This is a genomic window from Halobacillus sp. HZG1, from assembly GCF_035818575.1.
GTDB lineage: Bacteria > Bacillota > Bacilli > Bacillales > Halobacillaceae > Halobacillus > Halobacillus litoralis.
This window is the reverse complement of the sequence record NZ_JAYLVQ010000077.1, coordinates 58,792-73,228: the sequence shown is the minus strand read 5'-3', so window position 1 is coordinate 73,228 and position 14,437 is coordinate 58,792. Positions and strand designations below refer to the sequence as shown.

Here is a 14,437-nt window from a genome sequence, read left to right as displayed (position 1 = left end):
GTGCCAGGATATGCAATGGCTAGCAATTGCAAAAAAAGATTTAAGAGTAATGATAAAAGACCCAGGGGCTGTAGTGGTCTTATTCATGCTTCCTTTAATGCTTATGACTATTATGAGTTTTGCCCTTATGCCTGTATTTCAAGGGGGAGATGAAGGTACCATAATTCTTCCTGTAGTAGACAATGATAAGTCAGAAGATTCAATGAAATTTATTGACAGTCTAGAATCTACAGAGGGTATTGAGGTTTTAGTAGGGGATGAGGCAGTCACTGAATCCGTGGTTAGGGAACAAGTTAGCGGTGGAGAATATCCTTATGCTTTAGTTATACAGGAAGACTTCGGTAATAAGATTGATAGTGGTAAAGATTTAGAGATTATTTCTTATGAAGACCCAGCCCAAGCTAATATGAGTTCAATTATCAACAGGGCCATTGAGGGTGTATCTCAAGCATTTGAAGTTGAATATATAGTTAGTAGGATGGTGGATGAGCAAGTTTCTGATATTAATCAGATGTTTACAGAGGAGATTGAAGAAGTAGAACTTGCATATGAGAATCAAATAGAGACTATTACAGAACAAGCGAATATTAAGGATCCTATCAATGAGGTCAGTGCAACCACAGATGAAAGTAATTCACCAGACCTTGGGAACATGAAGGAAGAACTGGTAGAAACAGCTAAGAGTTCTTTTGATAATCCTAGCATTACGATTGAAACATTTTCTGCCACGGAAAACGAACGAGTAGAACGACCAAATGCATTTGAGCAAAACGTCCCTGGTTACACTGTAATGTATGCTTTTTTTATTATTATGTTTGCTGGTCGATCATTTATAAATGAGAGAAATGACGGAACATTTCGGAGGATACTGGCGGCACCCGTAGATAAATGGCAGTTGTTCATGGGGAAAATGATACCAAACTACATAATTGGAATCATTCAAGTGGTCGTTTTGTTTGGATTCGGTAATATAGTATTTGACATGTCATTAGGGTCCTCATTTCTTGGACTATTGATTGTAACATTATCACTAGTCTGGTCAAGTTCTTGTTTAGGGATGTTAATAGCAGCAACTTTCAAGACAGACTCTCAAATATCGGGATGGTCGGTTCTATTGGCTTTAACCCTCGCAGCTTTAGGAGGAACGATGGTCCCTCTCTTTATAATGCCTGAAATAATGCAAAATATAGCGTTGATTACTCCCCACGCATGGGCGTTAACAGGGTATCAAAACCTTTTAGTGAGAGGGTTGGGTTTTCAAGATGTGCTCTTGCATTCTATGGTGTTAGGAGCATTTGGGTTATTTTTCTTAATCATATCTTTATGGAGAATGAATTTTGATAAATAAAAATGAGCGGGGTTTTGAAATGAAAGAAATAGACCGAATAGTATTTGAGTTGTTATTAAATTCAAATGGAAGAACCACCGACATGTTAGAGAGTATATGTGGAGATGAAATAAAGGTTGAAGTTGTAAAACAAGAGAAAAAAGCAGATAAAATCTATCGAGAATCTTATTTATATACTAGTTTTGGAAACTTCATAGTTTCCCATAATTTTATGATTCTCTATCCTGATCATGTTCCAGTTAATTTCTACCAAAAAGTATTAGAGGAGGAACATGTGATAGGTAACATATTAAAGGCAGATAGATTGATTTCCTCTAGAAATATAACTGAAAGAGGATGGTGTTTACCTAATCAGACCAAGGATTGGGATGGGATTGTCAAAAGTCTTAAATTTGAACCTTTATCGACCAGAGAAAGCATTCCTTACAAGCAATATGACCTGCACTTCTTTTCTACAAATAATACTGGAATAAAACTTTTAGAATATTTTAATCCAGAAATAATTCAATATCGTCTTCAAAATGACCCTGAGTCTTTAAATGTGCTAGAGAGACGGTAAGCAATGGAGGAGTAAAAAATGAGTTCTTTTAAACACATTGGAATTGTTAGTGTAACAGCTGTAGGTGCAGCATTATGTTATAAAGAAATTGTAACTAAATCTATTAGTCGTTACAATAGATCCCCGGAAATTTCCATGCATGCTCATCCCCAGAACGAGTATATAACCGATGATTTTAGTTATTTGACTAATTTACTATTAGAATCAGTTGAAATTGTGAAAAATTCAGGTGCGGAGTTTGCTGTTATTCCTGCCAATACAGCGCATTACGTTTTTGATGAGGTTCAAGAGAATTCTTCTATACCATTACTTAATATTATAGATTTAACCGTGGAAGAATGCGTGAAGAATGATATTCGTAAGGTTTCAGTACTAGGGACATTCCCAACTATGCAGTTTTCTTTATATAGAGAAAAGCTCAAGGAAGCAGGGATTCAACTCGTGGAACCGAATGAAGTTGAAAAGGGTACTATAGATACAATTATTTCAGATGAACTCCTGATTGGTCGTCTTAATGAGAGAGCTACAAAAATTATCTTATCAATTATTAATAGGTTAAAGAATAAGGGAAGTGAGAAAGTAATATTAGCATGTACGGAACTACCTCTGTTAATTAATAATTTCAATTCACCTTTGCCTTGTATAGATACTACCGAGTTGCTAGCGCAGAAAGCTTTATCATGTTCTGTACATGATAGTTTTAAGCATGAAATTAAAAATAAAAATGAAACATATCAAAGAGAAGAAACAATAGAAAATATTAGTCATGAGAGAGAAACAGTGGTGGATAAAATCGTTGAACTTCCTAAGGGGAAGTACTCTATTGTTGAAAAGGGTGTAGAAAGGTGTAAGGAATATCTTACACAAAAGTCCTATAAAAGAGGTAAGGAAATCATGGAAGAAGTAGTAAAAGAAGTGCCTGAATCCTGTGAAGCGCATGCCTGGCTTGCTATTTCAATAGGACGTTTAATGGAGAATACAGGTGTTCTACAGAAGATGCGGCTCCTTCCTCAATTTGAAAGGGAGATACTTAAAGCGTTAGAGATATCTCCTAATTCGTTATTGGCACGTAAGGTGAATGGTATGCGTTTATTAAATACTCCAGAAGGTTTTGGTGGGAACATTAACAAAGCAATCGATGAATTTAACTTTTGTTTAACTAATGGCTTGCAAGATGACGAACTTTATTATTCATTAGGTCAAGCATATATGAAAGTCAAAAAAGTAGAAGAAGGAAAGGAAGCTTTTCAATCAACACTTCATTATAATCCTGATCATAAGATGGCAAAGAGACACTTGGATATAATAGAAAAAACATAGTGGAGGAGCATAATGGACTCATTAATTGAAAGAATTGGGAAATACGCTTTCTATTACCCAGAACGTATCGCTGCAATAGATGAAATGAAAGAGCTCACATACAAAGAACTTAATGAAAAAGTTAATCAATGGTTTCGGTATTTCGAGGTCAGTGGTATGAACTCTAAACATCCTGTAATGATTTATATGAACAATACAGTAAGTTATATTGAAGTTTTATTAGCTCTAATTAAAATCAACGCAAATATAATTCCCTTGAATACTCAATACAAAAAAGAGGATATTGAATTTTTGTGGAATAAGAATCCTGGTGCATTTTTTATTTCAGATCATTCTGTATGTGAAGACTTAGAAAATTCGGCGAAGATTAATAATGTCACCCTGATTGCGGTTGAAAAAAGTTATAGGGATGTTAAGAATCAAACCCAGAAGGAACCAGACTCACGACTAGAATTTAGTTCCCCTCTAATATTCTTCACATCAGGCACGACAGGTATCCCAAAAGGGATTCTAGTTCAGCCGGATTCATTTTTCCTGAAAATACATCCAGATTATTTTCGAGATCATACGGAATATATCTTAGTTACGCGTCCTTTGTTTTTTCGCTCTCACCTTACATTGGCTGTTTCAGTTTTGCAAGAGGGCAAGACACTTGTGCTCTCAGAGAGTAATTCTAACGAAAAAACATGGTTGCTGTGTGACAAGTATTCTATAAATCAACTTATTTCAGGACCGCTTGGCATTACAAGCTTTCTTGATTGGATAGAAGCCAATAACAAAAAATTCCCAGAAACATTAGAAACTATTATGACTACAGGTTCTCCAATAAGTTATACTTTAAAGGAGCGTTTAATGGTGAAAGCACCTCATTCGTCCTTTATCGATTTTTATGGTACCAGTGAAGTTGGAGGTATTTCCTTTATTGATGAGTCAGAATGGTTAGAAAAACATGGATCTGTAGGAATGCCATCTTTTTTTGTGAAGTGTTTGATCCTTGACGAGACTGGAAAGGAATTGCCCACAGGAGAAGTTGGAGAAATATGTATTGATTCACCCCATACAATGGAAGGATATTTGAATGATCTAGAGAATAATCAGACTTTTTTTGGCGATTATATTCGTACTGGTGATTATGGTTATATTGACTTCAGAGGTTATCTGTATTTAAAAGGAAGAGAACAGGATCGGATCAATCATGGAGGCTTTCATTTTTATTCCACCGAAGTAGAAGATTACATCATTGATGTTCCAAATGTGAAAGAAGTGGTTGTATTAGGAAAGAAATGTAGCAATTATGGGCAACGCCCCATTGCTTATGTGGTATTTGATGCTTCTAATGAAACGAAAGAAACACTAATAAACATGATTAAGCAAAGCATAAAAGCGCTGCCCTCTTTTAAAAAACCGGTTTATTTTCATGCATTACCCACGATTCCTCTGACAGCTGCAGGGAAGCCAGATCGTGAAAAGTTGTTATCATTAGAAGAAAATGAATTAAGGTAGAGAGGGTGAAAATATGTTTTATTTACTCTCTTTTTTTGCAAGTTCAAAATGACGGGAGTAAAGGAATGCTACAATCTTTGATAAACATAGGTTTAGAATTTAAAAGAAAAAACAACATACGAAATTTAGTTATTTTCTTTTTGTTTTTGACTAGTGTTCTATTTACACAATTGTTTCCTCATTACTTAATTATGGTAATAATACTTACTGCTTTATTTTTAGTTTCTCTTATTTTCAGCAGTTTTAGAATTGTAGCACTTACAAGCTCTGCATTTGTATGTGGATTTAGCATTTTTCATGTGTTAGAGGATCCGCTTGTAAATTGGCTTCTTCAGTCAGGAATTTCCCCTGAACTTGGTGTTATATTAAGTCGTTTTCTGCTTGTTTTCTATATTGTTTTTTTGTTATTAGTCTCTGTTATTATTCGTTCCAAACCAATTTATTATTGGAAAGTTGGTGACTTTAAACAACGTCTCTCTTTCCCTTGGATTTGGAAGGGCTTTGATCACCCTCCAATCTGGCTGTTTTTGATTATATTTTCGATAGTTACATGTGGTATTTTTCTAGTTAATATCAGCCTTAATCCTAATTTTGAAATTTCAACAGTTCTTTTAATTTATAGTTTCTTGTTTGCAATCATTAATGCACCCTTGGAAGAATTTATTTGGAGGGGGATAATCCTGAGTCGTCTGTCTGAATCTACAGATATAGTGTCAGCTTTATTAATTACAAGCTTTGGATTTGGCTTTTATCATTACAGCCTAGGTATTCCTCTTGCTATTTGTTTAGCATTTGGAGTAGGAAGTATTTATATGGCAGGTCTAACTGTTAAATCGGGCGGTCTTTTACCTGTTGTGATTTTCCATTTCGTATTAAATTTTTGGATGTTTTTCAGTGGTGCAATCACAGTACATATATAAATAATAATATTTGTCCTTAAACTTTCCTTATCTATTATTAAAAATAGTGATGCATCATGATTGTCCGCATCAGCTTTCACTTCAATCATGTTAAATGTAGGGCAAATCATTTACAGCCTGGTGGACATATAAGGTAGAATCATATTGTCCTTTATTGATTTTACCGGATATCTCTTTAACCGAGTTTCAATTATGTGTTTTTGAGGTTAGATCGAGGATTGAGTAATGAAACAGTGAGAATTCTCTTAGCTGGTGTTTCACCTTTCATTTGCGAATCACGAAAAATGGAAGGGAGGCATATGAGGCTTAACCGGAAAAGCAAACGAATTCTCAGAAGCATTGTCCTTCGAGTTAGTCTGAATTTCAAAAAATGTGTAGAATCAAGGATGATTCTTACATGGTTGGGTCACCTAAGTTGTTTATTTTTGCCCCAGCACTGCTATAGTGCCGGGGCTTTTTTATTTCAGATTTTCAAAGACGAAAGTGATTTTCCCTTTAATAACCCTTTCAGTTTCTCAAAATAATGTAAACAAGATAAATGATATACATGGCCACAAGGATGAAACCCTCGATCTTTCCAATTTTATAATGGGTCCTTGAGAATAGAAACAATAATAAGCTCAGTACAATCATAATCATGACATCGATAAAGATTTTTCCATTTACAGATAAAGGCGAAATGACAGCGGAAGCCCCGAGAACAAACAAAATATTGAAGATATTGCTGCCCACTACATTCCCTAATGCTATTCCACTTTCTTTCTTTAATGCTGCGGATATGGAGGTTACGAGTTCGGGAAGGGATGTACCTATCGCAATGATGGTTAATCCCACCAACGTTTTACTCATACCGAGGTCATAAGCAATTTCTGTGCCGCTGTCTACCACCAGGTCGCCGCCAAAAATAATAGCTACTAAACCTGCCAGCGTCACAAGACTGTTTTTTCCCCACTTGATTCCAGGGGGGATGGCTTCAGGTGTCGATTCTTTTCTACTTTTCAGCCCCACCTCAATCACATAGTACATAAAAATAGATAGGAACAATAAAAAGATGATACCGTCGCTACGTGTAAGCAAGTTTTCACTTAAACTTTGTAACTCCGTATCACTAATAAGTACGAGTAATGCTCCACTAGCGAGCAATACAAATGGGATTTCTTTTTTCGTTGTTTCGCTCTCTACCATTAATGGGTAAAGGAAAGCGGCAATCCCTACAACTAGAGTGACATTGAAGATATTACTTCCTACAACATTGCCCAGCGAAATTTCAGCATTTCCTTGTAAAGCTGCGATGATGCTGACTGTCGCCTCGGGAGAGCTTGTGCCGAAAGCTACAATCGTTAACCCTATTAAAATAGGAGGTACACGGAGTAGCCTGGCAATGTTGGAAGACCCATCAACGAATAGATCGGCTCCTTTGATTAATAAACCGAAGCCGACAATTAATAAAACGTATGCCATATTTGCCCCTCAAACTCCTTTTATACTTTTTACTAGTTTTACCATACCCTCATTCGTTGCAGTTGAAAAGCAGGGGCAGCTTTTCAAGCTAGTCACTTGGTAAAGGATAGACGGAGTAAGGGAAGTGCGACAAAATAACACGCACCAAAAGAAAGCACCTTCTCGTGGTGCCCCGGTGGCATCACGAGAAGGTGCTTTCTTTTTAGTTTTACTTACTTCAAATTTTTACGGCTGATTAAATCAGATACAACAAAAGCAAGGTCGTCATTTCCATAGAGAGACAGCACTTCAAGAAGAGTCTCAGAATCAATGGGATCGGACTCCTGCTTCGATACGGTCAGCTCCAAGGCATCGATCAGCTCTTTATTTTTCTCCTGATAAGGATAGGCCTCTTTATAAATAGCCACTGGATCCAGGTCATGATTGATACACCACTGGGCAAAAAGCAAAATCATCATTTTTTCGCCTTTTTGATAATTTCGTATCACTTCCTCTTCATGGTTACGATCCACACAGCATACCTCCTTTGTAAGCGGGGGCTTTTTTTAGTTGGTCCACTCTCCGCAGTAGGAATATTGATCCCCTCTACCATGATAGCAGATATCTATGAAAGCGTGGTCCGTTGTCTAAAGCCACATTCATTGGTTATTCTTGAAGTGGAATCGATACCCACATGACAAATTGTATATCGGTGACTGTCCCTACTGTACTCCTGCATTAACGAAAGGGAGAGTGGCAGGCTATTCTTCTGCTCGCGCTACAGGAAGATGACCTGCAAAATGGCCAGACACATGGAAAGAACAGCCGGAATGACTTTCGTCAACGTCCAGCCCCGCATCGTTTCCATAAGAAGGTCTAATGGATTGTTCGTCGGGGAAGCTAAGTAATGAATCCACCGGCTTTTCCGGCTCCTCTCCCATTCGACATTTGAAACGTCCACCTTGTATTGGTCTAACTGATGCTTCAATTGTTCTTCTCGTTCAAAGGGGTTTTTCTTCATTACTTTTCACCTCGAGGTCTTTTTTTAACAGTTGAATGGCTGTATGCAATCGTGATTTGACCGTTCCAATGGGAAGATTGAGAATACTCGAGATTTCCGCGTGTGGCAGGTCGTGGTAGTAGGATAAGAGAATGACAGCCCGATGAGTGGCAGGTAGCTTAGATACCGCTTCCTGAACCGACATTTTATCTTCTTGGGAAAAGGAGTCGGCCGGCTGTGGTGTTAAAAATGGTAGAAGGGATTGCCATTTCTTACGGCGATTTAGTTTCGTAATCATGATGCGATAAGCGATTTGAAAGAGATACGCTTTAAGTGTGCCTCGCTCTGGATCGTATTGCATTTTATTAAGTTGCAGTCTTACAAAGGTATCTTGAACAACGTCCACACTGAACGGTTCGTCTCGGGTATAGCGGTAAATGAACGAGTACAGAGGCTCTTTGTACAACTGATAAAGTGATTCCAGAGCATTTTTGTTTCCATGCTGGTAATCGCTCATCCAGTCTTCAGCCGTTTTATTCAAGGGTTCCTCCATAGCGGGCGCGGATGGACTTCAGGGTGTTCGATAGTCTCATAAGCAGGTAGATGAAAGCTACGATCGTCCAAGCTTGCGATTGATTCGTAAAGAATTGGACATAGACATTGTCTACCGTCTGCCCTAATGAAATCAGCAAGTTAAGCGCCTGTACGCAAATGATGGTATAAACGACTAAAGCGAGTGTCAGCGTATCGAACACATTCCATCTTAGGAAAATCGTTGTTTTATGATAATCAATTTTTCCGTTCTTTCTTACGATGTGTTTTCTTTCCAATGGAATCATAATGCCTAAAATAATGACCATCCAAATTCCCACAACAATCAATGAGACAATCCAGCCTGCATCCATTGCGTACACCTCCAAAGGTTCTTTTACTAACTATACCAATGAGAAAGCGGGATGGTTCACATGAAATTGAAAAAAGTGGAAATGATTGGGGCAAGTAAAAAAGACAGGGGTTTTTGTAGATCGGGCCTGCCCCTTAACTATGGTAAAGCTTTAACGCAAGCGAAGTGGAGAGGAGTAGCTACATGAACGAAAAAAAACAGGAGGCTAGAGGCCTCCTGCTTTTTACTTACGCGTTATGATAAGCTAAATCTTTCTTCTTCTTCAAATCAAAACGATCCGCGTTCATTACTTTCACCCAGGCAGCAACAAAGTCATGGACAAATTTCTCTTTGTTGTCTTCCTGTGCATACACTTCACCAAGCGAACGCAGGACAGAGTTGGATCCGAAGACGAGGTCGACGCGTGTTGCTTTTCTGACAAGATCGCCTGTTTGACGATTGCGACCTTCATATTCATTGTAATCACTCGGCTTCCACTCGATGTTCATATCAAGAAGGTTCACGAAAAAGTCGTTTGTTAGTGTGCCGACTTTGTCAGTGAATACGCCGTAGTCTGTGTCTTTGTAGTTGGCACCAAGTACGCGCATACCGCCGACCAGTACAGTCATTTCCGGTGCAGAAAGACCGAGAAGCTGTGCTTTGTCGACGAGCAACTCTTCAGGGCTCAACGTATATCTCTTCTTCTCATAGTTACGGAATCCATCCGCCATCGGCTCGAGGACTTCGAAACTTTCTTCGTCTGTTTGTTCTTGAGTGGCATCTCCGCGTCCGGAGACAAATGGAACGGGGACTTCGACGCCTGCATCTTTGGCCGCTTTTTCTACGGCTGCGCTTCCGCCAAGGACGATTAAATCAGCAAGGCTGACTTCTTTATCGAACTGTTTTTGAATGCCCTCATAGACGGCAAGTACCTTGGAAAGCTGTTGTGGTTCGTTCACTTCCCAGTCTTTTTGTGGAGTGAGTCGGATGCGGGCACCATTCGCGCCACCACGCATGTCCGATCCACGATATGTGCTTGCTGCAGCCCAGGCCGTTTTCACAAGTTGGCTGACAGAAAGACCTGAGTCGAGAATTTTTGTTTTCAGCTCTGCCACTTCAGCATCGGTTAATTCGTAATTCACTGTTGGAATCGGATCCTGCCAAATCAAGTCTTCATCCGGAACTTCTGGTCCGAGGTATCTTGCTTTTGGTCCCATGTCACGGTGAAGCAGCTTGAACCATGCACGAGCAAAGGCATCGGCAAATTCATCCGGATTTTGATGGAAACGACGGGAGATCTTTTCGTAATCCGGGTCCATACGAAGCGCCATATCGGCTGTCGTCATAAACGTAGGGACTTTTACCGAAGGATCCTCCGCATCCGGGGCCATGTCCTCTTTTTTAGGATTGACCGGCGCCCATTGGTTCGCACCTGCTGCACTCTTCGTCAATTCCCATTCATAGCCGAACAATAGATCATAATAGCCGTTGTCCCAAACGGTCGGGTTCGCTGTCCATGCACCATCGACACCACTTGTGATCGTGTCGCGTCCTTTCCCGCTTCCGTGAGAGCTCATCCAGCCTAAGCCTTGATCCTCAATGTCAGCGGCTTCAGGGGATGCACCGACTTTGTCAGGGTCGCCGGCACCGTGAGCTTTACCGAAGGTGTGACCACCAGCGACTAGAGCAACAGTCTCTTCGTCATTCATTCCCATACGGGCGAACGTTTCGCGGATATCGCGTGCACTTGCAAGTGGGTCCGGGTTGCCGTTTGGACCTTCCGGGTTTACATAGATGAGCCCCATTTGCACGGCAGCGAGTGGGCTTTCAAGTTCACGGTCCCCGGAGTAACGATTGTCACCGAGCCACTCTTTTTCATTTCCCCAATAGACATCTTCTTCTGGATGCCAGATGTCCTCGCGTCCTCCGCCAAAGCCAAAGGTCTTCAATCCCATGGATTCAAGCGCGACGTTTCCAGTAAGTACGAGCAGGTCTGCCCAGGAGATTTTATTGCCATATTTCTGTTTGATCGGCCAAAGCAGACGGCGTGCTTTATCGAGGTTCGCATTATCCGGCCAGCTGTTCAGAGGTGCGAATCGCTGGTTTCCTGTGGCACCACCACCGCGTCCATCTCCTGTACGATACGTACCGGCTGCGTGCCAGGACATACGAATGAAAAGGGGGCCATAATGTCCGTAGTCTGCCGGCCACCAGTCCTGGCTGTCTGTCATCAACTCGTGCAGGTCCTGCTTCAGGGCGTAATAATCGAGTTTGTTGAATTCCTCTTCATAATCGAAGTCTTCTCCCATCGGATTCGACTTTTTATCATGCTGACGTAAAATATGCAGGTTCAGCTGGTTGGGCCACCAGTCTTTGTTCGTTGTGCCGACTTTCGTTGTCGTTACGGCGCTTTCTTCTTTCGTTTTTTCGTGGGTTACGGGACACTTACCAGCTTGGCTGTCATGCATTTCATTTTTGTCCATGAATGATACCCTCCTATATTTGTGAAAAAATTATAATCGGTCTTAGATTATAATTATAATAAAAAGAGTCATTTTTTGAAAGGCAGAACCCTCTGATTTACTGGAAAAATTTTATTTCATTATATAGAAGAAAAACGTGAATCATATTTTAATAGATTGATAAAGTTACGAATGGGGCTGTTAGTGGATGGGAAAGAGAAATCTGCATGGATAAACGCATAAGAAAAAGTCTCTGCTTTTCAAATACAAATTCATTGAAAAATATTCCCATTGTGTATAGCATGAAAGCATTGATTCTAGTAATCGATGCACCCAAACAAACATAGAAATCCAGTCGATGAGATAGGGGAATGATTGTGCGTCACATATCCAACTACTTGTACATATTTTACTCATTCGTGTTCGCCTTGAATGTCGTTCACGTGTTTTGGAACAATTCGACTTTATACACCATCATCGGAATTCTTGGAATCGTCATGCTGGCGATCAGTTTTCCTCGATCGGATCGTGTGTTCAAGATCTTAGGAATGGTGTTGTTAGTCGCCGGTGCGTTTTTCTTCTTCTCGAGTGAGACGACCTTCCAGGAGATTCCCTCGTTCTTTGCCGGGAACATTGGACTGCTCTTCCTATTATCCATGCTTCCATGGATGAATAGTGTAGTAAAAGCGGGAAGGTATAACAAACTCCTGCAATCCTTATTAGGAAGTAACGCCAAGGGACTTGGTTCTTTATATGTCCGGAGTGAAGTCACCATGGTTTCTCTTGCCGCTTTCCTGAACTTGTCTTCCGCCACCATTTCCCAGGACTTGTTGAAGGAACAGTTGAAAGATGTGAAAACGAAGGTGAAGAACAGCTTCATTTTAATGGCGACACTTCGTGGGTATTCGCTTGCTTTGTTATGGAGCCCGCTCGAAATCCTGCTTGCGACTTCGATTTTCATTACAGGGGCGAATTATTTAGAAGTGCTGCCGTGGATGCTGCTGATCGCGGTTCTTGGTATTTCGATGGATTCTTTCATGGGGAAAATGATGTTTCGCAAATACGGGATGGAAGCACCCCCTTCACTAGAAAAAGGGACAGGGAAAAGCAGGAAGAAACTCGTCCAGTTCATTGTCGCGCTCGTCCTGTTTTTATCCGTGGTCGTATTTTTAGGAAACGTCATTCAGCTGGACTTTCTTTTTGCTGTCACCGTATCGATCTTCCCCTTCGCTTTCACATGGGCGGTGCTTGTGAAGCGGAGACGGAGTTTCCTGCATGTCGGCTGGCCGACATGGAAATGGAAGACGAACCATTTAAGTAACTTCATCGTTCTCCTGCTGTCGCTATCCTTTTTAACAGAGACGTTGAATGCTTCGCCATACTTGAAGTATTTACAGGATCCTCTGATTGCGCTTGAGGGAAGTCCGCTTCTCATCATGCTCTTCATTCAGGCTGCTTTCCTTGTGATGACGCTGCTGGGCGTTCATCCGCTTGCGACGATGGGGATCTTTGGGGGTGTGAGTGAACTGTTGATTGGAACGTTCCCTGAGGTGACCCTGACCATTCTTCTGTCTGCCTGTGCGATTGCTACGGTGCCTTCCGCCCCTTATGGTCTGATCGTTACCATCACTTCAGTAGCTTTACGAATGAATCCTTATCAGATTGTGCTGAGAAACCTGCCCTATAGTATTCTGCTCGGTTTCTTAGGAATAGGAATCTCGCTTCTTACACTACTCGTCTACTAAGGTGTTTTTTAAAGGGGAGTTTCTAAAGCAATGGTCACCATATTTGGATAAGCATGGGGCGGTAGAAGATCATCTTCTACCGCCCCGTTTTTGTATGACTATTATTCAGGTGAACGCAATTCGTTTTCCGTTACCCATTTGTGGTCGGTCACATCCTGCTCCCCGTCAACGGTTGTAAAGTCAACCATGTAGACAGTGGTTTGTTCAGCTGTGTCGATGGTCGCCTTTACACCATCCATTCCTTCCATATGATCAGCCGCCAGCGTCACTTCTGTTCCTTCTGAGAGAGGAGCACTTTCCGCATTTTCGAGCTCTTCATGTATGACCCACTTGTGATTCGTCACCGGGTCTCCACCGGTAGTCGGGGTGAAAGATACGGCATAAGCGGTGGTATCAAAAGCTCCTGTCACGGTAGCCTCTGCCCCCTTCATTACTGAGTCATGACCCTCCGTGTGCTCGGCTTCAATAATCACCTGATCGCCTTCGTTATAGGCAGGGTTTTCAGCGGTTTGCAATCCTTCTGGAATTTCTCCATCACTGGACATGCTGTGACCATGTCCTTCTTCCGTAGAATGATCGCCTTCCATATCATCTCCGCTCATTTCATCCTGACTGGTTTCTTCTGTCGGTGGTGTTTCTTCCGTATTTTTTTCAACTTCTTGATTTTCGCTATTCCCACACGCGCTTATAACCAGAAGCAGACTGAACAAAATTGTGATGACATAACCATTTTTCATTTCGCATTCCTTCCTTTTCTATATGATGGAAAACAATATACCAAATTTTTCTTCTATAGAGAAATGACAGCCCTCTTACAAGCGATAAATGAATCTAAGGATATAGAGCAATGAAAAGAGGATGAAGAAAAAGTCTATAAAAAATCCATAAATTCTGCACAATTGATGGGGATAGACAAATAGAACCTGTTAGCTTAAATATATACAGTACAAGGTATAGGTATTATGAAAAAGGAGGAATGAAAATGGGTGGAATGATGGACGGTAGTGGAATGGGAAACAGCTTCTTCGGGGGCTTTTTCGGCTTTGGATTGATTCTCTTGATTCTGATCATCGCCATTTTTTTCATTGTCAGATGGATGATGAAACCAAATGCAGAAGAGCGCAATTCCAATGATCGAGAACATAGGGAGCCAAGGTCTAAAGAGGTATTAAAGAAACGTTTGGCAAGCGGGGAAATTACAGAAGAAGAATACGACCGCTTGAAAAAGAAATTGGATGACTGATGTTGGAGGTGCAA

At 40.7% G+C, this 14,437-nt stretch carries 14 protein-coding genes; 7 read left to right on the top strand and 7 right to left on the bottom strand.

The genetic code is table 11. From position 1 onward, the window contains the following. The first annotated feature begins 10 nt into the window (after window positions 1-10). Genes VKA52_RS15520 through VKA52_RS15500 form a run of 5 tightly spaced genes read left to right on the top strand, consistent with a single transcriptional unit; the run spans window position 11 to window position 5,650 of the window. Window positions 11-1,348 (top strand): ABC transporter permease, encoded by a 1,338-nt coding sequence (locus VKA52_RS15520; protein ID WP_326316333.1) that lies wholly within the window; start codon window positions 11-13, stop codon window positions 1,346-1,348. Then, window positions 1,338-1,907, top strand: a complete 570-nt coding sequence (locus VKA52_RS15515) for a hypothetical protein (protein WP_326316332.1) — start codon at window positions 1,338-1,340, stop codon at window positions 1,905-1,907. Before VKA52_RS15520 ends, VKA52_RS15515 begins: the two co-directional genes overlap by 11 nt. An 18-nt stretch (window positions 1,908-1,925) precedes the next feature. Further along, window positions 1,926-3,227, top strand: a complete 1,302-nt coding sequence (locus VKA52_RS15510) for an amino acid racemase (RefSeq protein WP_326316331.1) — start codon at window positions 1,926-1,928, stop codon at window positions 3,225-3,227. 12 nt (window positions 3,228-3,239) lie between these two features. Next, window positions 3,240-4,730 (top strand): class I adenylate-forming enzyme family protein, encoded by a 1,491-nt coding sequence (locus tag VKA52_RS15505; protein ID WP_326316330.1) that lies wholly within the window; start codon window positions 3,240-3,242, stop codon window positions 4,728-4,730. Between the two features lie 35 nt (window positions 4,731-4,765). Next, a complete protein-coding gene (locus VKA52_RS15500) occupies window positions 4,766-5,650 on the top strand; it encodes a CPBP family intramembrane glutamic endopeptidase (protein ID WP_326316329.1) in 885 nt (294 codons plus the stop codon). A gap of 507 nt (window positions 5,651-6,157) precedes the next feature. Here VKA52_RS15500 and VKA52_RS15495 read toward each other — a convergent pair. The 6 genes from VKA52_RS15495 to katG all read right to left on the bottom strand — a co-directional run bounded on the left by VKA52_RS15495 (window position 6,158) and on the right by katG (window position 11,456). Continuing rightward, window positions 6,158-7,111, bottom strand: coding sequence for a calcium/sodium antiporter (locus VKA52_RS15495; protein ID WP_326316328.1), 954 nt, complete (start codon window positions 7,109-7,111; stop codon window positions 6,158-6,160). Between the two features lie 212 nt (window positions 7,112-7,323). Then, window positions 7,324-7,623 carry a hypothetical protein gene (locus VKA52_RS15490; RefSeq protein ID WP_326316327.1) on the bottom strand — a complete coding sequence of 100 codons (300 nt, stop codon included), beginning with the start codon at window positions 7,621-7,623 and terminating at the stop codon, window positions 7,324-7,326. Window positions 7,624-7,868: 245 nt separating this feature from the next. Then, window positions 7,869-8,111, bottom strand: coding sequence for a hypothetical protein (locus VKA52_RS15485; protein WP_326316326.1), 243 nt, complete (start codon window positions 8,109-8,111; stop codon window positions 7,869-7,871). Beyond that, on the bottom strand, window positions 8,092-8,607 hold the full coding sequence (locus VKA52_RS15480) for an RNA polymerase sigma factor (RefSeq protein ID WP_326316410.1): 516 nt from the start codon (window positions 8,605-8,607) through the stop codon (window positions 8,092-8,094). Before VKA52_RS15480 ends, VKA52_RS15485 begins: the two co-directional genes overlap by 20 nt. Window positions 8,608-8,623: 16 nt before the next feature. Further along, complete coding sequence (locus tag VKA52_RS15475; RefSeq protein WP_326316325.1) at window positions 8,624-8,995, bottom strand: group-specific protein; 372 nt, start codon at window positions 8,993-8,995, stop codon at window positions 8,624-8,626. Window positions 8,996-9,221: 226 nt separating this feature from the next. Further along, complete coding sequence (gene katG, locus VKA52_RS15470; protein WP_326316324.1) at window positions 9,222-11,456, bottom strand: catalase/peroxidase HPI; 2,235 nt, start codon at window positions 11,454-11,456, stop codon at window positions 9,222-9,224. 350 nt (window positions 11,457-11,806) lie between these two features. Between katG and VKA52_RS15465 the strand changes: the two genes are divergently transcribed. Further along, the gene (locus tag VKA52_RS15465) at window positions 11,807-13,180 is read left to right on the top strand and encodes a hypothetical protein (RefSeq protein WP_326316323.1); all 1,374 of its coding nucleotides are present in this window, start codon (window positions 11,807-11,809) and stop codon (window positions 13,178-13,180) included. Window positions 13,181-13,281: 101 nt separating this feature from the next. Here VKA52_RS15465 and VKA52_RS15460 read toward each other — a convergent pair whose 3' ends face one another. Next, a complete protein-coding gene (locus VKA52_RS15460) occupies window positions 13,282-13,917 on the bottom strand; it encodes a YdhK family protein (RefSeq protein ID WP_160913975.1) in 636 nt (211 codons plus the stop codon). Between the two features lie 245 nt (window positions 13,918-14,162). Here VKA52_RS15460 and VKA52_RS15455 point away from each other — a divergent pair, with 245 nt between their 5' ends. Beyond that, window positions 14,163-14,423 (top strand): SHOCT domain-containing protein, encoded by a 261-nt coding sequence (locus VKA52_RS15455; protein WP_326316322.1) that lies wholly within the window; start codon window positions 14,163-14,165, stop codon window positions 14,421-14,423. The last annotated feature ends 14 nt before the right edge of the window (window positions 14,424-14,437 follow it).